Source organism: Sulfitobacter sp. F26204, assembly GCF_026410305.1.
In the GTDB taxonomy this organism is placed as follows: Bacteria; Pseudomonadota; Alphaproteobacteria; order Rhodobacterales; family Rhodobacteraceae; genus Sulfitobacter.
Genome location: NZ_JAPMLQ010000017.1, coordinates 1 through 24401, shown reverse-complemented (window position 1 = coordinate 24401; position 24401 = coordinate 1). Strand labels below are relative to the sequence as shown.

Annotated in this window: 21 protein-coding genes and 1 tRNA gene; 20 read left to right on the top strand and 2 right to left on the bottom strand. The window is 55.2% G+C overall.

Annotated elements, in window-relative coordinates:
- Window positions 1-209 precede the first annotated feature (209 nt).
- The 14 genes from OS190_RS20120 (at window position 210) to rpoC (ending at window position 16630) form a co-directional block, all read left to right on the top strand.
- The gene (locus tag OS190_RS20120) at window positions 210-887 is read left to right on the top strand and encodes a CatB-related O-acetyltransferase (protein WP_267160497.1); all 678 of its coding nucleotides are present in this window, start codon (window positions 210-212) and stop codon (window positions 885-887) included.
- Between the two features lie 94 nt (window positions 888-981).
- The gene (locus OS190_RS20115) at window positions 982-1524 is read left to right on the top strand and encodes a hypothetical protein (protein ID WP_267160496.1); all 543 of its coding nucleotides are present in this window, start codon (window positions 982-984) and stop codon (window positions 1522-1524) included.
- A gap of 144 nt (window positions 1525-1668) precedes the next feature.
- Window positions 1669-1744, top strand: a tRNA-Trp gene (locus OS190_RS20110).
- A gap of 242 nt (window positions 1745-1986) precedes the next feature.
- Entirely contained in the window at window positions 1987-2685 is a 699-nt protein-coding gene (locus tag OS190_RS20105) for a hypothetical protein (protein WP_267160495.1), read from the top strand.
- An 82-nt stretch (window positions 2686-2767) separates the two neighbouring features.
- Window positions 2768-2965: a preprotein translocase subunit SecE gene (secE, locus tag OS190_RS20100; RefSeq protein WP_267160494.1), complete on the top strand. Its 198-nt coding sequence runs from the start codon at window positions 2768-2770 to the stop codon at window positions 2963-2965.
- 203 nt (window positions 2966-3168) lie between these two features.
- On the top strand, window positions 3169-3702 hold the full coding sequence (nusG, locus tag OS190_RS20095; protein WP_267160493.1) for a transcription termination/antitermination protein NusG: 534 nt from the start codon (window positions 3169-3171) through the stop codon (window positions 3700-3702).
- A 236-nt stretch (window positions 3703-3938) separates the two neighbouring features.
- The gene (locus OS190_RS20090) at window positions 3939-4709 is read left to right on the top strand and encodes a hypothetical protein (protein WP_267160492.1); all 771 of its coding nucleotides are present in this window, start codon (window positions 3939-3941) and stop codon (window positions 4707-4709) included.
- Between the two features lie 180 nt (window positions 4710-4889).
- On the top strand, window positions 4890-5315 hold the full coding sequence (rplK, locus tag OS190_RS20085; protein WP_267160491.1) for a 50S ribosomal protein L11: 426 nt from the start codon (window positions 4890-4892) through the stop codon (window positions 5313-5315).
- Window position 5316: 1 nt separating this feature from the next.
- Complete coding sequence (gene rplA, locus OS190_RS20080; RefSeq protein ID WP_267160490.1) at window positions 5317-6015, top strand: 50S ribosomal protein L1; 699 nt, start codon at window positions 5317-5319, stop codon at window positions 6013-6015.
- 240 nt (window positions 6016-6255) lie between these two features.
- Window positions 6256-6513 (top strand): hypothetical protein, encoded by a 258-nt coding sequence (locus OS190_RS20075; RefSeq protein ID WP_267160489.1) that lies wholly within the window; start codon window positions 6256-6258, stop codon window positions 6511-6513.
- Window positions 6514-6916: 403 nt separating this feature from the next.
- Entirely contained in the window at window positions 6917-7429 is a 513-nt protein-coding gene (gene rplJ, locus OS190_RS20070; protein WP_267160488.1) for a 50S ribosomal protein L10, read from the top strand.
- Window positions 7430-7501: 72 nt separating this feature from the next.
- On the top strand, window positions 7502-7873 hold the full coding sequence (gene rplL, locus OS190_RS20065; protein WP_267160487.1) for a 50S ribosomal protein L7/L12: 372 nt from the start codon (window positions 7502-7504) through the stop codon (window positions 7871-7873).
- Window positions 7874-8154: 281 nt separating this feature from the next.
- Window positions 8155-12294 (top strand): DNA-directed RNA polymerase subunit beta, encoded by a 4140-nt coding sequence (rpoB, locus tag OS190_RS20060; RefSeq protein WP_267160486.1) that lies wholly within the window; start codon window positions 8155-8157, stop codon window positions 12292-12294.
- A gap of 91 nt (window positions 12295-12385) precedes the next feature.
- Window positions 12386-16630: a DNA-directed RNA polymerase subunit beta' gene (gene rpoC, locus OS190_RS20055; RefSeq protein ID WP_267160485.1), complete on the top strand. Its 4245-nt coding sequence runs from the start codon at window positions 12386-12388 to the stop codon at window positions 16628-16630.
- Between the two features lie 119 nt (window positions 16631-16749).
- Here the strand turns inward: rpoC and OS190_RS20050 are convergent, their stop codons facing one another.
- Complete coding sequence (locus OS190_RS20050; protein WP_267160484.1) at window positions 16750-17817, bottom strand: hypothetical protein; 1068 nt, start codon at window positions 17815-17817, stop codon at window positions 16750-16752.
- Window positions 17818-18211: 394 nt separating this feature from the next.
- Between OS190_RS20050 and OS190_RS20045 the strand changes: the two genes are divergently transcribed.
- Window positions 18212-19018: a glycosyltransferase gene (locus tag OS190_RS20045; RefSeq protein ID WP_267160483.1), complete on the top strand. Its 807-nt coding sequence runs from the start codon at window positions 18212-18214 to the stop codon at window positions 19016-19018.
- A complete protein-coding gene (locus tag OS190_RS20040; RefSeq protein ID WP_267160482.1) occupies window positions 19019-19885 on the top strand; it encodes a DMT family transporter in 867 nt (288 codons plus the stop codon).
- Here the strand turns inward: OS190_RS20040 and OS190_RS20035 are convergent.
- Window positions 19874-20785 (bottom strand): putative rhamnosyl transferase, encoded by a 912-nt coding sequence (locus OS190_RS20035; protein ID WP_267160481.1) that lies wholly within the window; start codon window positions 20783-20785, stop codon window positions 19874-19876. The genes OS190_RS20040 and OS190_RS20035 overlap by 12 nt on opposite strands.
- 235 nt (window positions 20786-21020) lie before the next feature.
- Between OS190_RS20035 and rpsL the strand changes: the two genes are divergently transcribed.
- The 4 genes from rpsL to OS190_RS20015 all read left to right on the top strand — a co-directional run.
- Window positions 21021-21392: a 30S ribosomal protein S12 gene (gene rpsL / locus OS190_RS20030; RefSeq protein WP_267160480.1), complete on the top strand. Its 372-nt coding sequence runs from the start codon at window positions 21021-21023 to the stop codon at window positions 21390-21392.
- A 93-nt stretch (window positions 21393-21485) separates the two neighbouring features.
- On the top strand, window positions 21486-21956 hold the full coding sequence (rpsG, locus tag OS190_RS20025) for a 30S ribosomal protein S7 (RefSeq protein ID WP_025043562.1): 471 nt from the start codon (window positions 21486-21488) through the stop codon (window positions 21954-21956).
- A gap of 77 nt (window positions 21957-22033) precedes the next feature.
- Entirely contained in the window at window positions 22034-24160 is a 2127-nt protein-coding gene (fusA, locus tag OS190_RS20020; RefSeq protein WP_267160479.1) for an elongation factor G, read from the top strand.
- 102 nt (window positions 24161-24262) lie between these two features.
- Window positions 24263-24401: GTP-binding protein (locus tag OS190_RS20015; protein WP_267160498.1), on the top strand; the 139-nt coding region annotated here is incomplete at its 3' end.

Below are 24401 nucleotides of genomic sequence, written 5' to 3'. Positions count from 1 at the left end.
CTTTTCCCCTTCAGGAAAAGATCACGAGAGCAAGGTGTCGGCACACAGGTACTACTAAGAACAAAAGGCCGCTCCATTCGGGGCGGCCTTTTGCTTTGCCGGCTTGCTTCCGGGTTTCCTGATGTGTAACCTCAGACATGCATGATGGAGGATGACATGAACAAGACCGTGATCTGAGCTTTTTACCTCTCTTGATCAAAGGATTTGTCATGTCTGTTTCCAGCGCTGGGCATTTTGCGCCACCCACCACGTTGCACCCTATTTCGAAACCCGACGGGACGCCCGACACCGGCACTGTTTTTCTGTCCGCTGCTGTTGATCATCCCCGCCTTGACGTCGGCGATTACACCTACGCCAGCGCCTTTGATCCGCCGGAAGACTGGTGCGCCCGGCTGGCACCCTATCTGTTTGATTTCAGTCCGGAGCGGCTGGTGATTGGCAAATTCTGCCAGATTGCCGACGGGGTTACCTTTATCACCGCTTCAGCGAACCATCGCTTTGACGGGATCTCTTCCTATCCTTTTGCGATCTTTGATTGTGGCGTGAAACAGGGGCGTCCCTCATTGCCGGGGCCGGGCCGGGATACTGTCATTGGTAATGATGTCTGGTTTGGTCAGGGGGTCCGGATCTTGCCAGGCGCAGAGATCGGCAATGGCGTTATCATCGGGGCAGGGGCTGTGGTCGGCGGCAAGATTGCGGATTATACGATTGTTGCCGGCAATCCGGCCCGTCCAATCCGGCAAAGATTTCCTGCGCTTCAGGTTGCGCAGTTGAAGCGGATTGCCTGGTGGGATTGGCCGATTGAAACTGTGCTTGCCCATGAAAAGCAGATTATGGAAGCGGATGTTGCTGCCCTTGCGGCCGTTGCGCCGCAGAGCCCGCCGTGATCGGATCAGGCGGCAGGGCACTTCCTGCAGGCAGGTTACGAAATCGTGTGGAAAGAACACTGACAAGTCCACGGCAACCTTGTAGGGTACCGATATGAAAGCCAGATCCCTGATCCTGCCCTATTTGATTGCAATGCTGCTGATACTCATGCCGTTGGTCGGCATGGCCGCCCAAATTGCAGATTTTGAAGGGACATTTACCGGTAACGCGGAATTCAGCACCGACGCAGGTGTGCAAAAGCGCGATTTGAGCACCACAATCAAGGCAGATGGCGACGGGTTTGTTCTAAGCTGGACCTCTGTCACCTACCGCAGCGACGGACGTACAAAGTCGAGCACCTATACAATCGAATTTGTTCCGTCAGAACGGGAAAATATCTATCAATCGGCGATGAAAAAGAACTTGTTTGGCAAGGCCACACCGCTTGATCCCTTGCAGGGTGAACCCTTTGTCTGGGCGCGCGTGGAGCAGGATACCTTTTCGGTTTTCTCGCTTTTCATCAACGAAATCGGTGACTACGAAGTGCAGGAATTCCACCGGACATTGGCCAAGGGCGGGCTGGATTTGCTGTTTCGCCGCTATCGCAACGGGACGCTTGATCGTGAGATCAAGGCGCTTTTGTTGCGCCAGGACTGATCCCGTTTATTCCGTCCTTGGCAAAACACAGGGCGTTTTATGGCTGAATGGGAGCGGGAGGGAAAATAGCATTCAAATTTCGAAAGGTTTGCGCGATCAGCACTTGATTGCGCTGCCATTTACGACTACCCCAGCGGTCGGCATAGGGGTTTAGCTCAGTTGGTAGAGCGACGGTCTCCAAAACCGTAGGTCAAGAGTTCGAGTCTCTTAGCCCCTGCCATTCTTCTGAAGGTTGCGGTTCTGCGTCACGGTCCGAGGACTCCTTGGAGATGCATCGCGCTGGTATTGCGGGCGTTTGGCGGTGGGGCAGAGGGCAGATACCTTCGCGGTTTTGGCGTCTTTACCCCCAGCGCAGCAGCGCATGAGATGCTATGTATTTGCCTTAATCTTGCCATAATATTGCCCATTGAGGGGCGGAAACCTTTGTTACCCCAGATCGAAGAACGGGCAAGGGTAACGACCATGGCAACAGAAACGGAACGCAGTTCACAAGATCAGATAAAGACGCAACCGCCTTCGGAGCTTGACCCCGAAGCGCTTGCCGCGATCCGGAACCTGCTGGAAACAGAAAGCGCCGTCGCCCCACAACCGGTTGCTGAACGTCAGGCGGAAAAAGCTTCAAGGACAGCGGCCGTGGCCCCGGAAACGACCCGCGTCCCAACTCAGCAGCGACGTCATGACCCCCTCACGCCCCCCGAACCGGCACCAAAAGCGAAACCGTCACCTGCCGCTTCGATTGAGGGTGGCAGGGTGGCCCGCCTGAAAGCGTCGATTCTGGGGTATCGCCCGACGGCGCGGCATCTGGTTTGGGCAAGTGTTGGCCTGTTGGTGGTGCTGCGGCCTTGGTTGGCGGTTGGTTTGTTATTGCTGACCTTGTTCACCCTGACCGTGATTTTCCTGATCCTCGGGTATGATGGTTTTTGGCAGCGCGCAATGGGACTGGCCCGCTGGTACGCAGGCCGCCAACCAAAACGTGCCGCGGTATTGCATCGCAAGCTGGATGCCTTTGCCATGAAATGGGATGCCATTCTGGACTTTTTCCCGGAAGGATCCGTTGACGGCCTGTATCTGCCCGACTTTGGCGATCTTGCCACCGCCGAGACACGCCACGATGCGGCGCTGGAGCGGCGGTTTGCCAATCTGTCCGAAGGCGAAGCATAAACCCAAGCCGGTTTCATGCAGGCTTGAAACCCTGCGCAACTGGCGTTAGATGCCGGTTGAGACGTTTTTCAAGGACAGCGACATGGCGATGACCAATCCACTTCAGTTCATCCAGCAGGCACGGGCCGAGGTTGGCAAGGTCGTCTGGCCCACCCGCCGCGAGGTGATGCTGACCACAATCATGGTGTTTATTCTTGCAGCGTTGACGGCAGTTTTCTTTGCCATCGTCGACATCATCATCCGGGGCGGTTTGAATACGATCTTGGGGATGTTCGGTTAAGCGCTTATAACTGCAGCACTGACATCGAAAAGTCTACGCACAGGCTTGAATCCCGCCCCATCACAAGCTATTGCGCAGGCCAGACCTGATGCGGCGTGCGGCGAATCGAGCCCGCGCGCCCTTTTTTATTCAGGTGCAATCACGGGATCAGATGTTGAGGCCGCAAGCCTGGGCATCGCAGAAAGACAGGGACATAAACTCAAATGGCAAAGCGTTGGTATTCGGTCAGTGTCCTGTCCAATTTCGAAAAGAAGATCGCAGAGCAAATCCGCACCACAGCGGAAGAGCAGGGTCTGACCGACCAGATTGACGAAGTGCTGGTGCCCACCGAAGAAGTGATCGAAGTGCGTCGCGGCAAAAAGGTCACGACAGAGCGGCGGTTTATGCCGGGTTATGTGCTGGTGCATATGGAAATGTCTGATCAGGGTTATCACCTGATCAACTCCATCAATCGCGTCACCGGATTTCTGGGGCCACAGGGCCGCCCGATGCCGATGCGTGATGCCGAAGTGCAGGGCATTCTTGGCCGTGTGCAGGAAGGCGAGGATGCGCCGCGCACGCTGATCCACTACGAAGTGGGCGAGAAGGTCAAAGTCGGCGACGGCCCGTTCGAGGATTTCGACGGTATGATCGAAGAAGTCGACGAAGAGAACCAGCGTTTGAAGGTTTCCGTGTCGATCTTTGGCCGCGAGACTCCGGTCGAGCTGGAGTTCACGCAGGTGATCAAGCAGACTTGAATGGGGTGGGTTTCACCCACCTTACAACACGTGCCACGTCAGCCGGGCAGTGCCAGACCTTGGGATGGCGCTTCTGAATTATCAGCATGGCACTTGATGGTAGCCAAGCACATCCCAACTCATCAGCCTCGTACATGCATTTGCCAAAGCGCCAGCCCTGGGGAAGGTCTGGCACTGCCCGGCGCGGCTATGCCGCTTGATTCCGGGCTGGGTGGATTTAATAGAGGACCTAACCAATGGATGACGTGGAAAGAGAACAGAGACTTGCCGCTCTTGATGCCAGAATGCGGATCGAAATTTTCGCATATAACGCTCTCCATATGGCCGCGCCGTATTTGAACGATGAAGACAAAATCGGTTGGCGTCCATCAGACGTGATTAAATTCTTGAGATCTGAGCTTGATCCCGAGCTACTATCGGGCCGCAAAATTGGTGTTTCTGCGCAAGTTCCTGATTCAGAAAACCCGCAACCAGCCGACTATGAAAAACTAGATTTCCATCCGCTTGGAGAAGAACCAGCACTGAGAATGCGTGACTTGCAAAAGCACTGGAATAGTATGGGACAACTGCTGCATGCGCCTGTGCCGCCTGATAGATTTGAACTTGAAAAAGCTAGGTCACAGATAGAACGCGCCAATGATTTCTGTGACAGTATTGAAGGTAAAACTACTTTTCTCAATCAGCCGAATATTCCGTTCTCTCTAGAGTGCTCAAATGGCCATTTGACCAAAAGAAATGCCACACGCCTTAAAGTCGGCCAGATCATCAATTGTATGCACCCCGACTGCAATTCTGCCTTTGAGATTTTGGGTGCAGACGGTTTGCAGTATCGAGAAATTATGTTGACATTGACTTGCGAGAGCTGCAGCGTACCACATAACTTTCCGCCGCAAAAGTTTACGGGTTTGTCATATTGGCAGAAGGCTACATTTAATTGCCCTACTGAAGCGTGTTCAGAAGTTACGACTGTTCAATGGGTTCTGTGTAAGAAAAACTCGGAAGACTGATCAGTGGCAGGTCACCTTACCCAAACCCTTGCAATATCTCCCCCACCTCTGTAATCCGCACCAATCGCCCTAACAGGCGATTCACCCCGTGGGAGGCGCGCGCATCGCGATGTGCAGACCGGACCACACAACACATAGCCCTGCGGTCGCGACCAAGGGGCGTTGCAAAGGAGAAGGCCAATGGCCAAGAAACTCGTCGGTACGATGAAGTTGCAAGTTAAAGCGGGTCAAGCAAACCCGTCCCCACCTGTGGGGCCAGCGCTGGGTCAGCGCGGCATCAACATCATGGAATTTTGTAAAGCGTTCAACGCCAAGACAGCGGATATGGAGCCGGGCGCACCTTGCCCGACTGTAATCAGCTATTATCAGGACAAGTCCTTTACCATGGACATCAAGACGCCTCCTGCGTCCTATTACCTGAAAAAAGCGGCCAAAATTAACTCGGGCGCAAAACTGCCCTCCCGTGAAACTGTCGGTTCCGTGACGCCAAAGCAACTGCGTGAAATCGCGGAAGCGAAGATGGCTGACCTTTCCGCGAACGACGTGGAACAGGCGATGAAGATCATTCTGGGCTCTGCAAAGTCCATGGGCATTGAGGTGAAGTAAGATGGCAAAACTTGGAAAGCGCAGCCGCGCTGCACGTGAGGCATTCGCCGGCAAAGAAAACGTTACAGTTGAAGAAGCTGTGGCGCTGATCAAGGCCAACTCGAACGTCAAGTTCGATGAGACCATTGAAATTGCCATGAACCTTGGTGTTGACCCCCGTCACGCAGACCAGATGGTGCGCGGCGTTGTTGGCCTGCCAAATGGTACCGGCAAAACCATGCGGGTTGCTGTCTTTGCACGTGGCCCCAAGGCTGAAGAAGCGACAGCGGCAGGTGCCGACATTGTGGGTGCCGAAGACCTGATGGAAATCGTGCAGTCCGGCAAGATCGAATTTGATCGCTGCATTGCGACACCTGACATGATGCCCATCGTTGGTCGTCTGGGTAAGGTTCTTGGCCCCCGCAACCTGATGCCAAACCCCAAAGTGGGCACGGTGACCATGGATGTGGCCGATGCGGTGAAAGCGGCCAAAGGCGGCGAAGTTCAGTTCAAAGCTGAAAAAGGCGGCGTTGTGCATGCGGGCGTTGGAAAATTGTCCTTTGACGAGGGCAAGCTGGTTGAAAACGTACGTGCCTTTGTCGGTGCTGTTGCCAAGGCAAAGCCTGCCGGGTCCAAAGGTACCTACATGAAGCAGATCAACCTCAGCTCTACCATGGGCCCGGGCGTTTCTGTTTCTGTCGACAATGCCATGACTGAGTGATCGACAGATCGCATTAATAGAATACTCGTTTCGGGGGCGGTGATTTTTCACCGCCCTTTTTCGTACCGCTGCTCGTTCGGAGGCTTAGGCACCGACATGTGGTACGAACCGTTTTTCGCAAAGCGCCTTGCCGGTCGCTCAAGGTGTTTGGAAAAACCAGGTGGGTGGGATATAGATCCAGGTAACAACTTGCCGGTCTGTTTCGGAGACCCGGTTTGGGAATAATGTGGAGAATACCAGATGAATCTTGAGAAACTGACCAAGCGGGTCACCAAAGAGTTGGACACGGCCCTTTCCGACCTCCCGACCAAGGAACGTGAAGAGATTTTGGATATTGTCAAACGGGCAATGTCAGACACTTCGGCCCGAACGCATCGGGAATTGAAAGAAACCGCCATCATCTGCTGTGGTCCTGAAGCAGACCTGGCACACAAGTTGCAGGAACAGATGGACAAGAAGCGCGACATGCTTATTGCTAATTTGAGCGCCATGTATTGAAGCGCTAAATCGCCGCGCCACGTTGGTTAGAGTGTTTTTGGTTTATTGCCAGTGGTTCGGTCATTGCGAGAAAGATTGACCCAGGTCGGGATCCATGCACTATGGTAATCTATCAACAACACCCTTTTCAGGGGTTGGAAATCCTTTCGCAAGGCGATAGTCAACCCCTCAAGCACCTCAGCGCGATTCGTCGCGCTTTTGTGCTTTTCGTCCGAGACGGTGGGTGTTGGCAATTTTCCAGCATAATTCCTGCCTGAGACGGGAAACGCAGATTTTTACGGATTGTCCCAAGGGGCCTTCCGCAGCCATCCGCAGGACCCCGTAAGGACCCGAAATGTCGGGACCGAGAAAGTCCCGGCAAAACTGAGCCGGAGGGGCAACCCTCCCTTACTGGAGTGAAACTGTGGATAGAGCACAAAAAGAACAGTTGGTCGACGAACTCGGCCAGATCTTTGAAAGCTCTGGCGTCGTTGTAGTCTCTCACTACGTCGGTTTGACAGTTGCTGAAATGCAGGATCTTCGGGCGCGCGCACGCGCGGCTGATGCATCTGTGCGTGTTGCCAAGAACAGGCTCGCCAAAATCGCCCTTCAGGGAAAGCCATGCGAAAGCATCGGTAATCTGCTCGAGGGGATGACCGTTCTGACCTATTCCGAGGATCCTGTGGCTGCGGCCAAGGTTGCCCAGGAGTTCGCCAAGGAAAACCAAAAGCTGGTTATTCTTGGGGGTGCAATGGGTGAGAACGCTCTGGACGTCGCCGGTGTTGAAGCCGTGTCCAAGATGCCTTCGCGGGAGGAGCTTATCTCCACCATCGCGGGTATGCTGGGCGCACCTGCTTCCAACATCGCCGGGGCCATTGGCGCACCTGCAAGCAATATCGCATCCATCTTGTCTACGATCGAGGACAAGGCTGCGTAAGCAATCGTTTTATCGGCGTGTTGAAAAACAACACGTTGGAACACATATATCGTTAACGGAAAGAGCTAAAACATGGCTGATCTGAAAAAACTGGCAGAAGACATCGTTGGTCTGACACTGCTTGAAGCACAAGAACTGAAAACAATCCTCAAGGATGAGTACGGCATCGAGCCCGCAGCAGGCGGCGCAGTGATGATGGCAGGTCCGGCAGACGGCGGTGCCGCTGCTGAGGAGAAGTCCGAATTTGACGTCGTTCTGAAGAACGCTGGCGCATCCAAGATTAACGTGATCAAGGAAGTTCGCGGCATCACCGGCCTGGGCCTGAAAGAAGCCAAGGACCTGGTTGAAGCCGGCGGCAAAATCAAAGAAGGCGTCGACAAGGCCGAAGCCGAAGAAGTGAAAGCCAAGCTGGAAGCAGCTGGCGCAGAAGTCGAACTGGGCTAAACCGGTTGCTTCAGGGATCGCTTTCTTTCGAAGAAAGCGGTCGGAAATTTCTGAAATTTCCGATTGTCCCGGAAAAACAATGGCTGGATGGGGAATTCCCTGTCCAGCCAAACCTGTCTTGAAGGGTGCTTTGTGACAAAGCACCCTTCTGGAAAGGTCCAAAGGTCGGAAGGTGTGCGGTGGGACGCATGCCAGCATAGACCGGATTGATCCGCTCTGATGGACGCGTCACGGCCCCGGTGGTGGCGTTCAGGCAAGAGATACGAAAGGTATTACGACACATGGCACAATCCTTCCTTGGCCAGAAGCGTCTCCGTAAATATTATGGCAAAATCCGCGAAGTGCTGGACATGCCGAACCTCATTGAGGTTCAGAAATCTTCCTACGACCTGTTCCTGAATTCCGGCGATGCCGAAACACCTACCGATGGTGACGGCATCCAGGGTGTTTTCCAGTCGGTTTTCCCGATCAAGGATTTCAACGAAACATCTATCCTCGAATATGTGAAATACGAGTTGGAAAAACCGAAATATGATGTTGAGGAATGCCAGCAGCGCGACATGACCTATGCCGCACCGCTCAAGGTTACACTCCGTCTGATCGTGTTTGAAGTGGACGAAGACACAGGGGCCAAGTCCGTCAAGGACATCAAGGAGCAGGATGTGTTCATGGGCGATATGCCCCTGATGACGCCAAACGGGACGTTCATTGTGAACGGCACCGAGCGTGTGATTGTCTCACAAATGCACCGTTCCCCCGGTGTGTTCTTTGACCATGACAAGGGCAAGACACATAGTTCCGGCAAGTTGTTGTTCGCCTGTCGCATCATCCCATACCGTGGTTCCTGGCTCGATTTTGAATTCGATGCAAAGGATATTGTCTTTGCGCGCATCGACCGCCGTCGCAAATTGCCTGTCACCACGCTGTTGTATGCGCTGGGACTGGATCAAGAAGCGATCATGAACGCCTATTATGAGACAGTGACCTTCAAGCTCCAGAAGGGCAAAGGCTGGGTCGCGCCCTTCTTCCCGGATCGTGTGCGGGGCACGCGACCGACCTATGATATTGTCGATGCAAAGACTGGTGAGGTTCTGTTCGAACAGGGCAAGAAGGTTACACCGCGCGCTGTGAAAAAGCTGATCGACGATGGAAACGTGTCTGAACTGCTGCTGCCGTTCGAACATATCGTGGGCAAATTTGTTGCGCAGGACATCATCAACGAAGAAACCGGTGCGATTTACGTCGAAGCCGGCGACGAGTTGACGCTGGAGTATGACAAGGACGGCGAGCTGATCGGCGGCACGGCGAAAGAACTGATCGACGCTGGTATTACCGAGATTCCGTTGCTTGACATCGATAACGTCAACGTCGGACCCTACATGCGCAACACCATGGCGAACGACAAGAACATGAACCGCGACACCGCGCTCATGGACATTTATCGCGTCATGCGTCCGGGCGAGCCGCCCACCGTTGAAGCGGCGTCTGCCCTGTTTGACACGTTGTTCTTTGATTCAGAACGTTATGATCTGTCCGCGGTTGGCCGCGTGAAAATGAACATGCGTCTTGATCTTGATGCAGAGGACACACAGCGTACCCTGCGTCGCGAAGACATCGTTGCCTGTATCAAGGCACTGGTGGATCTGCGCGACGGGCGCGGCGACATCGATGATATTGACCACCTCGGCAACCGTCGTGTGCGTTCGGTTGGTGAATTGATGGAAAACCAGTACCGCGTAGGTCTGCTGCGGATGGAGCGTGCGATCAAGGAGCGGATGTCATCCGTTGAGATCGACACAGTCATGCCCCAGGATCTGATCAACGCCAAGCCGGCCGCCGCTGCGGTACGCGAATTCTTCGGCTCATCCCAGCTGTCGCAGTTCATGGACCAAACCAACCCGCTGTCCGAGGTCACGCACAAGCGTCGCCTTTCCGCGCTTGGACCTGGCGGTTTGACCCGCGAACGCGCCGGTTTTGAGGTTCGTGACGTGCATCCGACACACTATGGCCGGATGTGTCCGATTGAAACGCCGGAAGGCCCGAACATTGGTCTGATCAACTCTCTGGCGACCTTTGCCCGCGTGAACAAATACGGCTTTATCGAAACACCATATCGTGTCGTCAAGGACAGCACCGTCACCGACGAAGTGCACTATATGTCCGCGACCGAAGAAATGCGTCACACGGTAGCCCAGGCAAACGCGTCGCTGGATGAAAACGGCAAATTCACCAACGAAATGGTGAACACCCGCCGGTCCGGTGATTATACGCTGGCCCCGACCGAAAGCGTTGATCTGATTGACGTTTCACCAAAGCAGTTGGTCTCTGTTGCGGCCTCGCTAATCCCGTTCCTTGAGAATGACGATGCGAACCGCGCATTGATGGGATCCAACATGCAGCGTCAGGCAGTGCCGCTCTTGCAAGCCGAGGCACCGCTTGTCGGGACAGGTATCGAAGAAGTCGTGGCGCGCGATTCAGGCGCGGCCTATATGGCGAAACGCGCAGGGGTGATCGATCAGGTTGACGCCAGCCGGATCGTTATTCGCGCGACTGAAGACCTTGAGCTGGGGGACGCGGGTGTCGACATCTACCGCATGCGTAAATTCCAGCGGTCTAACCAGAACACCTGTATCAACCAGCGTCCGCTGGTGAAGGTGGGTGAGACGGTGACGAAGGGTCAGGTGATTGCCGATGGTCCGTCCACAGATATGGGTGAATTGGCGCTTGGTAAGAACGTGGTTGTCGCGTTCATGCCTTGGAACGGCTACAACTACGAAGACTCGATCCTGATTTCCGAGCGGGTTTCGCGTGATGACGTCTTTACCTCGATCCACATCGAGGAATTTGAAGTCGCCGCACGTGACACCAAACTCGGACCAGAAGAAATCACCCGCGACATTCCAAACGTCGGTGAAGAAGCGCTACGCAACCTCGACGAGGCCGGCATAGTGTACATCGGCGCGGATGTTGAGCCGGGCGATATTCTGGTGGGCAAGATCACGCCAAAGGGTGAAAGCCCGATGACACCCGAAGAGAAACTTCTGCGGGCGATCTTTGGTGAGAAAGCGTCTGACGTACGCGACACCTCGCTGCGCGTGAAGCCGGGTGATTTTGGCACGGTTGTCGAAGTGCGCGTCTTTAACCGCCACGGTGTGGAAAAAGACGAACGTGCGCTTCAGATCGAGCGGGAAGAAGTCGAGCGTCTGGCGCGTGACCGGGATGACGAATTGGGCATTCTGGATCGCAACATCTATGCGCGTCTGCGCGGCATGATCCTGGGTAAAGTGGCTGTGAAAGGCCCAAAGGGTGTAGCACCAAACAGCCAGATTACCGACAGTTTGCTGGACGATGTCCTGACACGCGGTCAATGGTGGCAGCTGGCGCTTGAAGACGAGGATGACGCCAAGATCGTCGAAGCCCTGAACGAGCAGTACGAGATCCAGAAGCGGACTTTGGATGCACGTTTCGAGGACAAGGTCGAGAAGGTGCGCCGTGGCGATGATCTGCCTCCGGGTGTGATGAAGATGGTCAAGGTGTTTGTGGCGGTGAAGCGCAAGCTGCAACCGGGCGACAAGATGGCCGGACGTCACGGCAACAAAGGTGTTATTTCCAAGGTTGTACCAATGGAAGACATGCCGTTCCTTGAGGATGGGACGCCGGTCGACTTCTGTCTGAACCCGCTGGGCGTGCCGTCGCGTATGAACGTCGGTCAGATTCTGGAAACCCACATGGGTTGGGCCGCACGCGGCTTGGGCGTCAACATCGACGAGGCGCTGCAAGAGTATAAGCGTTCCGGCGATCTGACACCTGTGCGTGAAGCGATGAGCCTTGCTTACGGTGAAGACGTTTATGCCGAAGGTATCGAAGGCATGGACGAGGACACGCTGCTTGAGGTTGCGGGCAATGTCACCCGCGGTGTGCCGATTGCGACACCTGTGTTTGACGGTGCCAAGGAAGCGGATGTGAACGACGCGCTGGTGCGTGCCGGATTCTCCTCTTCGGGTCAGTCCAAGCTGTTTGACGGCCGCACAGGCGAGCAGTTTGCGCGCCCCGTGACCGTGGGTGTCAAATACCTGCTGAAACTGCACCACCTTGTGGACGACAAAATCCACGCGCGTTCTACCGGTCCATATTCGCTGGTCACCCAGCAGCCATTGGGCGGTAAAGCGCAGTTCGGTGGTCAGCGCTTTGGTGAGATGGAGGTCTGGGCACTGGAAGCCTACGGCGCTGCATACACCCTGCAGGAAATGCTGACTGTGAAATCGGATGACGTTGCGGGCCGTACCAAGGTCTATGAAAGCATCGTCAAGGGCGAGGACAACTTTGAAGCGGGCATCCCGGAAAGCTTTAACGTTCTCGTTAAGGAAGTGCGCGGCCTCGGCCTGAATATGGAACTCCTGGATGCGGAGGAAGATGAGTGATCATCAACGGCGCGTGGGTTTCACCCACCCTACGTAGGGTGGGTGAAACCCACGGCTCTCCATCCTTCGCTCCCAATTCAAGGAATTGAAAATGAACCAGGAACTGACAAACAACCCGTTTAACCCGATTGCGCCGATGAAGACGTTTGACGAGATCAAGGTCTCGCTCGCGTCGCCAGAGCGTATCCTGTCGTGGTCTTTCGGTGAGATCAAAAAGCCCGAAACCATCAACTATCGTACGTTCAAGCCAGAGCGGGACGGTCTGTTCTGCGCGCGTATCTTTGGCCCGATCAAGGACTACGAATGTCTGTGCGGCAAATACAAGCGCATGAAATATCGCGGCGTTGTCTGCGAAAAATGCGGCGTCGAAGTCACGCTGCAAAAGGTCCGCCGCGAACGCATGGGCCATATCGAACTGGCGTCGCCCGTTGCGCATATCTGGTTCCTGAAATCGCTGCCGTCCCGCATTGGCCTGATGCTTGACATGACCCTGCGTGATCTGGAACGCGTGCTGTATTTCGAAAACTATGTGGTGATCGAACCCGGCCTGACAGAGCTTACTTATGGTCAGATGATGACCGAAGAAGAGTTCATGGAAGCCCAGGACGTTTATGGCATGGATGCCTTCACCGCCAACATCGGTGCCGAAGCGATCCGCGAAATGCTGGCGGCGATCGACCTTGAAGCAGAGGCCGACCAGCTGCGCGAAGAGCTGAAAGAAGCCACAGGTGAATTGAAGCCCAAGAAGATCATCAAGCGTTTGAAGGTTGTCGAAAGCTTCCTTGAATCCGGTAACCGGCCTGAGTGGATGGTTCTGACCGTGATCCCTGTGATCCCGCCAGAGCTGCGCCCGCTTGTGCCCCTGGATGGCGGTCGTTTCGCGACCTCTGACCTCAACGATCTTTATCGCCGTGTGATCAACCGGAACAACCGTTTGAAGCGTCTGATCGAACTGCGCGCGCCTGACATCATTGTGCGCAACGAAAAGCGGATGCTGCAGGAATCTGTCGATGCGTTGTTCGACAACGGCCGCCGTGGCCGCGTGATCACCGGTGCCAACAAACGTCCGCTGAAATCACTGTCCGACATGCTGAAAGGCAAGCAGGGCCGCTTCCGTCAGAACCTTTTGGGTAAGCGCGTCGACTTTTCCGGTCGTTCGGTGATTGTGACCGGACCGGAACTGAAGCTGCATCAATGTGGTCTGCCGAAAAAGATGGCGCTGGAGCTGTTCAAGCCGTTCATCTATTCGCGCCTTGAGGCCAAAGGCCTGTCTTCTACAGTAAAGCAAGCCAAGAAGCTGGTGGAAAAGGAACGCCCCGAGGTTTGGGATATTCTGGACGAAGTCATCCGCGAACACCCTGTCATGCTGAACCGTGCGCCGACCTTGCACCGTCTTGGCATTCAGGCGTTTGAGCCGGTTCTCATCGAAGGTAAAGCGATCCAGCTTCACCCGCTGGTCTGTTCCGCCTTTAACGCGGACTTTGACGGTGACCAGATGGCGGTTCACGTACCGCTTTCGCTTGAGGCGCAGCTTGAAGCACGCGTGCTGATGATGTCCACCAACAACGTTCTGTCACCTGCGAACGGTGCGCCGATCATCGTTCCGTCACAGGACATGATTTTGGGTCTGTACTATACAACCCTTGAGCGTGAAGGCATGGTTGGTCAGGACAAGGTGTTTGGCAATGTTGACGAAGTGCAGCATGCGCTCGACGCGGGCGAAGTTCACCTGCACTCCAAGATCAAGGCACGGATCAAGCAGATTGACGCGGAAGGCAATGAAGTGCTTGAACGCTTTGACACCACGCCCGGTCGTGTGCGTTTGGGTGCCCTGTTGCCATTGAACGCAAAAGCGCCGTTCAGCCTTGTCAACCGGTTGCTGCGCAAGAAAGAAGTGCAGCAGGTCATCGATACGGTCTATCGTTATTGCGGCCAGAAGGAATCTGTCATTTTCTGTGACCAGATCATGACCATGGGCTTCCGCGAAGCCTTCAAGGCCGGTATTTCGTTCGGTAAAGACGACATGTTGATCCCTGACAGCAAGTGGCCGCTGGTGGATGAAACCCGCGAACAGGTCAAGGATTTTGAACAGCAGTACATGGACGGCCTGATCACCCAGGGCGAAAAGTACAACAAGGTTGTTGATGCCTGGTCCAAGTGTAACGACAAGGTCACCGATGCGATGATGGGGTCGATTTCCGACACCACATATGCCGAGGACGGATCAGAAAACGAACCGAACTCAGTATATATGATGGCGCACTCCGGTGCGCGTGGCTCGGTTACGCAGATGAAGCAGTTGGGCGGTATGCGCGGCCTGATGGCCAAACCGAACGGCGACATTATCGAGACACCGATCATTTCGAACTTCAAGGAAGGCCTGACTGTTCTTGAGTACTTCAACTCTACCCACGGTGCCCGTAAGGGTCTGTCGGATACGGCGTTGAAGACAGCGAACTCCGGTTACCTGACCCGTCGATTGGTAGACGTTGCACAGGACTGTATCGTGCGCATGCATGATTGCGGCACTGATACAGCGATCACTGCCGAAGCGGCGGTGAACGATGGTGAAGTCGTGTCGTCCTTGGCCGAGCGTTTGCTGGGCCGTGTGACGGCAGATGACATCCTGCGCCCTGGCTCTGACGAAGTGCTGGTCAAAGCAGGTGTGATCATCGACGAGCACACGGCAGACATCATCGATGCGGCTGGTGTACAGATCGCACGTATTCGCAGCCCGCTGACCTGTGAGGCCGAAGAAGGCGTTTGCGCGATGTGTTACGGTCGTGACCTCGCGCGTGGTACGCTGGTGAACCAGGGCGAAGCGGTGGGTATTATCGCGGCGCAGTCGATTGGCGAACCGGGCACACAGCTGACCATGCGGACCTTCCACATTGGCGGCGTTGCGCAGGGTGGCCAACAGTCGTTCCTGGAAGCAAGCCAGGAAGGCAAGATCGTGTTCGAGAACGCCATGACCCTGGAAAATGCCGAAGGCGCGACCATGGTAATGGGGCGTAACATGAAAATGCTGATCGTCGGCGATGACGGTGAGGAACGCGCAAGCCACAAGATCGGCTATGGTACCACTCTGTTCGTCAAGGATGGCGACACTGTCAAACGTGGTGACAAGCTGTTTGAATGGGATCCCTACACGCTGCCGATCATTGCGGAGAAATCGGGTATGACCAAGTTTGTCGACCTTGTTTCCGGTATCGCCGTCAAGGACGAAACCGATGACGCGACCGGCATGACGCAGAAGATTGTGATCGACTGGCGTGCGGCACCCAAGGGTAATGAACTGAAACCTGAGGTGATTCTGGTTGGCGAAGACGGCGAACCATTGCGTAACGATGCGGGTAATCCGATCACCTATGCGATGTCCGTTGATGCCATCCTTTCTGTTGAAGATCAGTCCGAGATCAAGGCCGGTGACATCATCGCGCGTATCCCGCGCGAGGGGGCCAAGACCAAGGATATTACCGGTGGTTTGCCACGGGTTGCGGAACTCTTTGAGGCACGTCGCCCCAAGGATCACGCGATCATTGCAGAGATCGACGGCTATGTTCGGTTTGGCAAGGACTACAAGAACAAGCGCCGCATTGCGATCGAGTCTCCGGACGATCCGGATCACAAGTTCGAGTACATGGTGCCCAAGGGCAAGCACATCCCGGTCGCGGAAGGTGATTTTGTCCAGAAAGGTGATTACATCATGGACGGTAATCCTGCGCCGCATGACATCCTCGCCATTATGGGTGTCGAGGCCTTGGCCGATTATATGATCGACGAAGTGCAGGACGTTTATCGCTTGCAGGGCGTTAAGATCAACGACAAGCATATCGAAGTGATCGTGCGTCAGATGCTGCAAAAGTGGGAGATCCAGGAATCCGGAGACACCACCCTGTTGAAAGGCGAACATGTTGACAAGCAGGAGTTTGACACAGCCAACGAAAAGGCGCTGTCAAAAGGCGGGCGCGTTGCAAAAGGCGAGCCGATCCTGTTGGGCATCACCAAGGCGTCGCTGCAGACACGTTCGTTCATCTCTGCCGCGTCCTTCCAGGAGACAACGCGGGTTCTGACCGAGGCCTCTGTTCAAGGCAAACGCGACAAGCTGGTCGGTTTGAAAGAGAACGTCATTGTCGGTCGTCTGATTCCGGCTGGTACGGGTGGCGCAACCATGCAGATGCGCAAGGTTGCAGCAGATCGTGACAATGTGGTGATCGAGGCGCGCCGCGAAGAAGCGGAAGCAGCGGCGGCACTTGCCGCGCCTGTCGCGTCAAACGATGTTGTCGGTGGTGATGTTTTCAATACGCCTACCTTTGACGAGGAAAGCCGGGATTGATTTCGCACTGAACCTTTGAGAATGTAAAAGGCCCCTGCGACAATGATGTTGCGGGGGCCTTTTTGTGACGGATGGGCAGGGAACGTCACCAACCCGTCAATCTCGTTCTATGCGCCGGCTTAATGCACGACCTGTGCAATGAACTTGCCGGTAGACATACGCATCTGGAATTGCCCGTTGCGGATCCAATCCGGCTTGAGACGAAGGTGCGCGACCTTGCCGCCCACGATCTGTTTGTTCAGGCGCATCGTGACATCCAGATAGCCGTTTGGACCGGGCTTGGCGGATACGATTTGCCCCAGGAAGGTGTGGTCCGACGACCAGATTGTCGTCCCCAATGCATCGACGGCGGCAGCCTTTGTGACAACCGAGGTGGACGCACGGGAGACCGAGTTGACCTTTGCTGTGGACCGCGATCCGAAGAACCCGTGTCCGCCACGTCCACGACCATCCGAGCCGCCGGCCTGGGCAGCGCCGTTGCCACCAGCGTTGCCATTACTGTTACCGGAACCGCCGTTGTTGCCATTGTTTCCGCTGCCCGAGTTTCCGTTGCCAGTGCCGTTATTTCCATTTCCGTTGTTGTTACCGGAACTACCGTTGTTGTTACCGTTGCCGGAGCTGCCAGAGCCCGTACCGCCGATACCTACGCCCACTCCGACGCCAACGCCAACCCCACCGCCGCTGGATCCGCCTGTACCATTGCCTGACCCGCCGGTCCCGTTACCTGATCCGTTTGAACCATTGCCGGAACCACCTGAACCGCTTCCGGAACCGCCAGAACCATTACCGTTACCGGAACCAGAACCTGAGCCGCCGTTGCCGTTACCGGAACCACCGTTGCCAGAGCCTGAAAGGCCCACACCCAAACCTGCGCCTGCGCCGATTCCACCTAGGCCGACGCCTACGCCGCCGGCACCAACGTTACCGGTACCGCTGCCTGATCCGTTGCCTGATCCTTGACCGGATGCATTGTCATTACCTGACCCGCTGCCGCTGCCATTGCCGACACCAATGCCCGCTCCGACGCCAACACCGCCGACATCTGCACCTATACCAACGCCGACACCGCCGCCGCCAATACTGACATCTGCACCAAGGCCGACACCACCAAGTCCAAGCGCCAGTGCGCTGGAACCGAAGCTAAGCGATACGACCGTCACCAGGGTGAACTGCTTTACATTTTTCATCTCAATCATCCTCATTTAATTTTACCGTTTACGCATGCGCCCCAACTTGAAGTTGAAAGGTCGCAACCTGTTATCCCCTAAAGCGTAGGAACCGCTTGTGGCGCAATTTTGACGTGTGAGATGGAAATTCAAATTTACTAAACAGCGAATTTAATCATGGAAAAGTGGCGTGTTATTATGGCGTTGCGGGTATTCGGGGAGCGGCCAAAGGTCGCATTTGGGCCGAAAAAAGGTGTTTTGCACTTAAAACAAGTGCTTTTCGCGGGATTCTTACATGCCGCGACCGAGTCGCCCTGTTTGCGAAAGTCAAACCTGATGAATGGTTGCAGGCCCTCTGGTTCCCTCCGGCGCAATCGCTTAGGTTGCCCAAAACAGATCAACCCGCAGGGCAGCAGTGAAACTCAAAGCACAAATCAAAGGATTGATGCGGTTTTCGTATCTGTCCGAGAACGGTTTTGCCAAATCCACCCAGGGCATCGATGCCACGCGCGAGATGTTATATGATCCGGCGCGTCTGGATCGCCGGTTCAAGCTGTTTGAGAAACTGGCGTTCCATACCATGGCCTTGCAGGAGGACACGGATTTTTCCTGCGCAATACTGATTGGCGATAGCTTTCCGGACAAGGCGCGGGCCCGGCTGGAAGGTATCATCAAAGATTTTAAACCGATGCAGATCGTGTCTTTGCCACCGATGGTTCATATTCAGGCGGTGAAGCAGGCCTTTAACGCACTGCCCGACGATCCAGAAGCGACCCATGTCGCGACCTTTCGTCAAGATGATGACGACGCGATGCACCGTTCCACAACGGCGCGGATCAGGGCGGTGGCGGATACAATGTTGAAGGTCCGCATAGACAAGAAACCCTTCGTGATTGCATTTAACCGGGGTCTGTACCTAGATGCCCAAAGCGAAACACCGATTACCGAATGGTATGAACGTGCCCCTTTGGGGATCGGTCTGGCTATGGTGACCCCTAAGGGCGATCATGCCACGGTATTTCGGCGAAACCACCGCAATCTGGTGGAGTATTATGATTGTTATACGGAAGTTGGGCGTCCTATGTGGATCAGATCGGTACATGGTGACAACGATTCTACTGCGCAGCCGCAGGGCAGAGCGGGCAAACTGCGCCCGCGTGGGGTGAAAAGAGTGTTGCGCGACGGTTTTGGCCTGACCCTCGACATGCTGGACGATCTTTAGATGTCGGTAAACCTGATCGGTGCCTTCCTGATGATGGCCTCGATGGCCTGCTTTGTCTTGAATGATACATTATTGAAGATGACCGGCGGAGCGGTGCCGCTGTTTCAATTGCTGTGCTTGCGCAGCATGATCACCTGTCTGTTGATCCTGGCGACCAAGGGGCGCTTGGGGGCCTTGCATTTCAATATTGCGCGGCGGGACTGGGCGATCATTATTTTCCGCGCCTTGATCGAAGTGACGATTTCCTATTTCTTTCTGACGGCATTGTTCAACATGCCACTGGCCAACCTGACGGCGATTTTACAGGTGGTGCCGCTTGCGGTGACACTGGCCTCGGCAGTTGTCCTGCGCGAGGCGGTAGGCTGGCGCCGGATGCTGGCAATCGCAGTCGGATTCTGCGGTGTTCTGTTGATCGTCAGGCCAGGGCCCGAGGGTTTCAACATCTGGTCGATCTATGCATTGATTGCGATGGTGGGTGTAACCCTGCGTGATCTGGTGACGCGCAAACTTTCCGCCGGGGTGCCTTCAATGACTGCGACTCTGGTGACAGCAGCGACCGTCATGGTGGCATCGGGCATTGCATCGCTGAACGGTGCATGGGTCGCGATCGAGACCAGTGCATGGGTGCTGATCGTGGCCTCGGCGTTTTGTATCTTGGGGGGCTATTTTTTTTCGATACAGGTGATGCGTGCGGGGGACGTGTCGTTCATCGCGCCGTTCCGCTATACCGGATTGATCTGGGCATTGATCCTGGGGTGGCTTGTTTTCGACGAATGGCCCAGTGTGTTGACCTTGATCGGGGCGGCGATTGTCGTGGCTACAGGCGTGTTCAGTTTCTACCGCGAGCGCAAGATTCTAGCGGCATGACAACCCGGCAAATGCGGCTGCAACGGCGTCTTCGTCGATGGCGTAGGTTGCCTTGAAATGCGCTTTGCCAACAGCATCGAGTCGGGTGAGTCTGGGCGACTTAATTCCCGGCTTTTGGCGGGAATCATTGTGGTCGTTGTGTCCCCTGATCAACATATCTTCGCCTGCAAAGGTCACTGTCGGCATTTTTTGGCCGACCTTCATATGGGCAAAGTTCATGACTGACAGCCGTAGGTCGGGTTGAAACATCAAGGCAAGTCCAGCGGTGGTATAGGGCGTATTTGTCGGAGCCACTTCCAGACCAAGGGCAGAGGGGCGTGCGATGAACCCCTGATTGAAGTCGATTGCGATGTGACGATGTTTGGCGGCCATCGGCAACACGTCCAGCGCCGTTTCCCTCAGGCGTTCGACAAAGGTACAGGCAACGGCATCGTCATCATCCATGCGGAATTGTAAACAGGCATTGCCGTCGAAACGGCGCACACTGTTGATCGCATCTTGCATGACTTTTCGGTGCGGACCAGGAGGATAGGCCTTGATGACAGCCTGGGGGAGGGTGGCGACCGCAGCCTCCAGACGATCGCGGTAGGGACGGGGCAGGCTGTTGCCTATGACAATGAGGAAAGTAAAGTCGCCGTCGGTCTGGGCTTTGAGTGGCGGCAGCATCATGGTTTCGAAAGTGGCAAAGCGCTCGGCCATGCGCGCCGGTGCGTAGAGATAGTCCATCCGTTCCTTCAGGGAGGCATGTTCAACTTGAAATCCGCCGTCACCCGGATAGGAAAAACGGCAGATGCCGATCGTTTGCATGGTCGTTACAGCCTCGGGTTGTTTCCGCGACATCATCGCAGGCAGGCCGGGACCACGCAAGAGAATGGGTGCTGTTGACAGCCTTTGCACCATCCCCTATACGCCCGCTATCTCGGTCGCTGAGGTTTCTCTGCCTGCCGAAATCATAACTTAAGTGGTCAAGATCCGGTCTAATGCTGACCCGGTCCTCTGTAGCCCCACCGCCTCGCTTTCCTCGGTACGGGAGTGTTGCGGTGTTTTTGCTTTGCACAATGTAAAGCAAGCGAATTGAAACCGCTTTGGGCGTCGCCCATCGCATCTGATGTAGACAGAACGGGGATAAACCGGAATGCCAACGATCCAACAGCTGATCCGCAAGCCGCGCCAGCCGAAACGTAAAACTTCTAAATCCATGCATCTTGAGCAATGCCCGCAGAAACGCGGCGTTTGCACACGTGTATATACAACCACACCAAAGAAACCAAACTCTGCGATGCGGAAAGTGGCCAAGGTGCGCCTGACCAATGGTTTCGAAGTGATTTCCTACATTGGTGGTGAAAGCCACAACCTTCAGGAGCACTCTGTGGTTCTGATCCGCGGCGGTCGTGTAAAAGACCTTCCCGGTGTACGTTACCACATCCTGCGCGGTGTTCTGGATACACAGGGCGTTAAAGATCGTAAGCAGCGCCGTTCCAAGTACGGTGCCAAGCGTCCCAAGTAATTGGCCAGCGGTGGGTTCACACCCACCCTACGCCCGAACCATCCGTAGGGTGGGTGTGAACCCACCATCTCTATTCCGAAGGAAGACAACGACATGTCACGCCGCCACGCCGCTGAAAAACGCGAAGTATTGCCAGACGCCAAATACGGTGACCTGGTCCTGACCAAATTCATGAACAACCTGATGATCGACGGCAAGAAATCTGTCGCCGAAAGCATCGTTTACAACGCCATGACCCGCGTTGAAGACAAGATCAAACGCGCACCCATCGAAGTGTTTCACGAAGCGCTGGAAAATATCCAGCCTTCCGTCGAAGTGCGTTCCCGCCGCGTTGGTGGTGCCACCTATCAGGTGCCAGTCGAAGTGCGCCCCGAGCGTCGTGTCGCACTGGCCATCCGTTGGTTGATCAAAGCGGCACGTGCCCGCAACGAGAACACAATGGAAGAGCGCCTTGCTGGCGAGCTTCTGGATGCTGTTCAATCCCGCGGTACTGCCGTGAAAAAGCGCGAAGATACACACAAGATGGCCGATGCGAACAAAGCATTCAGCCACTATCGCTGGTAACCAAGAATCAAGATCGGGGCTCAGATCCGCTGGGCCCCTGACATTTTTCAAAGCACACTCCTGAGGAAGCTTTTCAAATGGCACGCGACTATCCGTTAGACCGCTATCGCAACTTTGGCATCATGGCCCACATTGATGCCGGCAAAACAACATGTTCCGAGCGTATCCTGTTCTATACAGGCAAGTCCCACAACCTGGGTGAGGTGCACGATGGTGCCGCTACCATGGATTGGATGGAGCAGGAGCAGGAGCGCGGTATTACGATCACCTCCGCTGCAACAACCACTTTCTGGCAGCGCCAGGAAGAGCCAACCGCCGATGCCACCTCCGACACTAAGTTCCGGATGAACATCATCGACACGCCTGGCCACGTTGACTTTACCATTGAAGTCGAACGCTCTCTGGCGGTTCTCGACGGCGCGGTTGCCGTTCTGGATGCAAACGCCGGTGTCGAACCACAGACAGAAACTGTTTGGCGTCAGGCCGACCGCTACAAGGTGCCGCGCATTGTGTTCGTCAACAAGATGGACAAGATCGGTGCGGATTTCTTCAACTGCGTTCACATGATCAAGGACCGTACAGGTGCCACACCTGCGCCGATCCAGATCCCGATTGGTTCCGAGACCGAGCTTGAGGGCATGGTCGATCTGGTCACAATGGAAGAATGGGTCTGGGAAGGTGAAGATCTTGGCGCGAGCTGGGTCAAAAAACCGATCCGTGACAGCCTGAAAGAGACTGCGGACAAATGGCGCGCGCATCTGATCGAGACTGCGGTTGAGATGGACGATGACGCGATGGAAAACTATCTGATGGACGGTGCAGAGCCGGACGTCGATACCCTGCGCTCCCTGATCCGCAAGGGCACGCTGGCGATCAAGTTCATTCCCGTGCTTTGTGGTTCTGCGTTCAAGAACAAAGGTGTTCAGCCGCTCTTGAACGCTGTGATCGACTATCTGCCCAGCCCGCTGGACGTTGTGGATTACATGGGCTTCAAACCCGGTGACGAGACTGAAACACGTGACATCGCGCGCCGTGCGGATGATAACATGGCCTTCTCCGGTCTTGCGTTCAAAATCATGAACGACCCTTTCGTGGGCTCCCTGACCTTTACCCGCATCTACTCTGGTGTGTTGAACAAGGGCGATACGCTCTTGAACTCCACAAAGGGCAAGAAAGAGCGCGTCGGTCGTATGATGATGATGCACTCCATCGAACGTGAGGAAATCACCGAAGCATTTGCAGGTGACATCATCGCGCTGGCGGGTCTGAAAGATACCACAACAGGGGACACGCTGTGCGCTGTCAATGATCCTGTGGTGCTGGAAACGATGACCTTCCCCGATCCGGTGATCGAGATCGCTGTCGAGCCCAAGACAAAGGCTGACCAGGAAAAAATGTCTTCCGGTTTGGCACGTCTGGCCGCCGAAGATCCATCCTTCCGCGTGGAAACCGACCTTGAATCGGGTCAGACCATCATGAAAGGCATGGGCGAACTTCACCTCGACATTCTGGTGGACCGCCTGAAGCGCGAGTTCAAAGTCGAAGCCAACATCGGTGCGCCACAGGTTGCTTATCGTGAGACCATTTCGCGCGAAGCCGAGATTGTTTACACCCACAAGAAGCAGTCAGGCGGGTCGGGTCAGTTCGCGGAAGTCAAGTTGATCATCACCCCAACAGAGCCGGGCGAAGGTTATTCGTTTGAATCGCGTGTTGTTGGTGGTTCGGTGCCGAAGGAATATATCCCGGGTGTTGAAAAGGGTATCAAATCTGTCATGGATTCCGGTCCGCTGGCGGGCTTCCCCGTGATCGACTTCAAGGTTGCCTTGATCGAAGGTAAGTTCCACGACGTTGACTCAAGCGTTCTTGCGTTTGAAATCGCGGCACGCATGGGTATGCGCGAAGGCATGAAGAAGGCCGGCGCGAAACTTCTGGAGCCGGTGATGAAAGTCGAAGTGATTACGCCTGAGGAATATACAGGTGGTATCATCGGCGATCTGACATCACGTCGTGGTCAGGTACAGGGTCAGGACACCCGCGGTAACGCGATTGCCATCGACGCCTTTGTGCCACTGGCGAACATGTTCGGTTACATCAACACCTTGCGGTCGATGTCGTCGGGTCGTGCGAACTTCTCCATGCAGTTCGACCACTACGAAGCCGTGCCACAAAACATCTCGGACGAGATCCAGGCGAAATTCGCCTAATCTGCGAAATTAACAATCGGGGCGGCGGGGTGAACCCCGCCCTACCCAAACCGTAGGGTGGGTCTTGACCCACCACCCACCAACGAAAAAGGAGCCAACATCATGGCAAAGGAAAAGTTTGAACGTAACAAGCCGCACGTCAACATCGGCACAATCGGTCACGTTGACCACGGCAAGACGACGCTGACAGCGGCGATTACCAAGTATTTTGGTGATTTTCAGGCCTATGACCAGATTGACG

Bases quoted from the DNA above. Each gene is read 5' to 3' on its own strand.
- OS190_RS20120 (WP_267160497.1), top strand. From the start codon at position 210: ATGTCTGTTTCCAGCGCTGGGCATTTTGCGCCACCCACCACGTTGCAC.
- OS190_RS20115 (WP_267160496.1), top strand. From the start codon at position 982: ATGAAAGCCAGATCCCTGATCCTGCCCTATTTGATTGCAATGCTGCTG.
- OS190_RS20105 (WP_267160495.1), top strand. From the start codon at position 1,987: ATGGCAACAGAAACGGAACGCAGTTCACAAGATCAGATAAAGACGCAA.
- secE (WP_267160494.1), top strand. From the start codon at position 2,768: ATGGCGATGACCAATCCACTTCAGTTCATCCAGCAGGCACGGGCCGAG.
- nusG (WP_267160493.1), top strand. From the start codon at position 3,169: ATGGCAAAGCGTTGGTATTCGGTCAGTGTCCTGTCCAATTTCGAAAAG.
- OS190_RS20090 (WP_267160492.1), top strand. From the start codon at position 3,939: ATGGATGACGTGGAAAGAGAACAGAGACTTGCCGCTCTTGATGCCAGA.
- rplK (WP_267160491.1), top strand. From the start codon at position 4,890: ATGGCCAAGAAACTCGTCGGTACGATGAAGTTGCAAGTTAAAGCGGGT.
- rplA (WP_267160490.1), top strand. From the start codon at position 5,317: ATGGCAAAACTTGGAAAGCGCAGCCGCGCTGCACGTGAGGCATTCGCC.
- OS190_RS20075 (WP_267160489.1), top strand. From the start codon at position 6,256: ATGAATCTTGAGAAACTGACCAAGCGGGTCACCAAAGAGTTGGACACG.
- rplL (WP_267160487.1), top strand. From the start codon at position 7,502: ATGGCTGATCTGAAAAAACTGGCAGAAGACATCGTTGGTCTGACACTG.
- rpoB (WP_267160486.1), top strand. From the start codon at position 8,155: ATGGCACAATCCTTCCTTGGCCAGAAGCGTCTCCGTAAATATTATGGC.
- rpoC (WP_267160485.1), top strand. From the start codon at position 12,386: ATGAACCAGGAACTGACAAACAACCCGTTTAACCCGATTGCGCCGATG.
- OS190_RS20050 (WP_267160484.1), bottom strand. From the start codon at position 17,817: ATGAAAAATGTAAAGCAGTTCACCCTGGTGACGGTCGTATCGCTTAGC.
- OS190_RS20040 (WP_267160482.1), top strand. From the start codon at position 19,019: ATGTCGGTAAACCTGATCGGTGCCTTCCTGATGATGGCCTCGATGGCC.
- OS190_RS20035 (WP_267160481.1), bottom strand. From the start codon at position 20,785: ATGGTGCAAAGGCTGTCAACAGCACCCATTCTCTTGCGTGGTCCCGGC.
- rpsL (WP_267160480.1), top strand. From the start codon at position 21,021: ATGCCAACGATCCAACAGCTGATCCGCAAGCCGCGCCAGCCGAAACGT.
- rpsG (WP_025043562.1), top strand. From the start codon at position 21,486: ATGTCACGCCGCCACGCCGCTGAAAAACGCGAAGTATTGCCAGACGCC.
- fusA (WP_267160479.1), top strand. From the start codon at position 22,034: ATGGCACGCGACTATCCGTTAGACCGCTATCGCAACTTTGGCATCATG.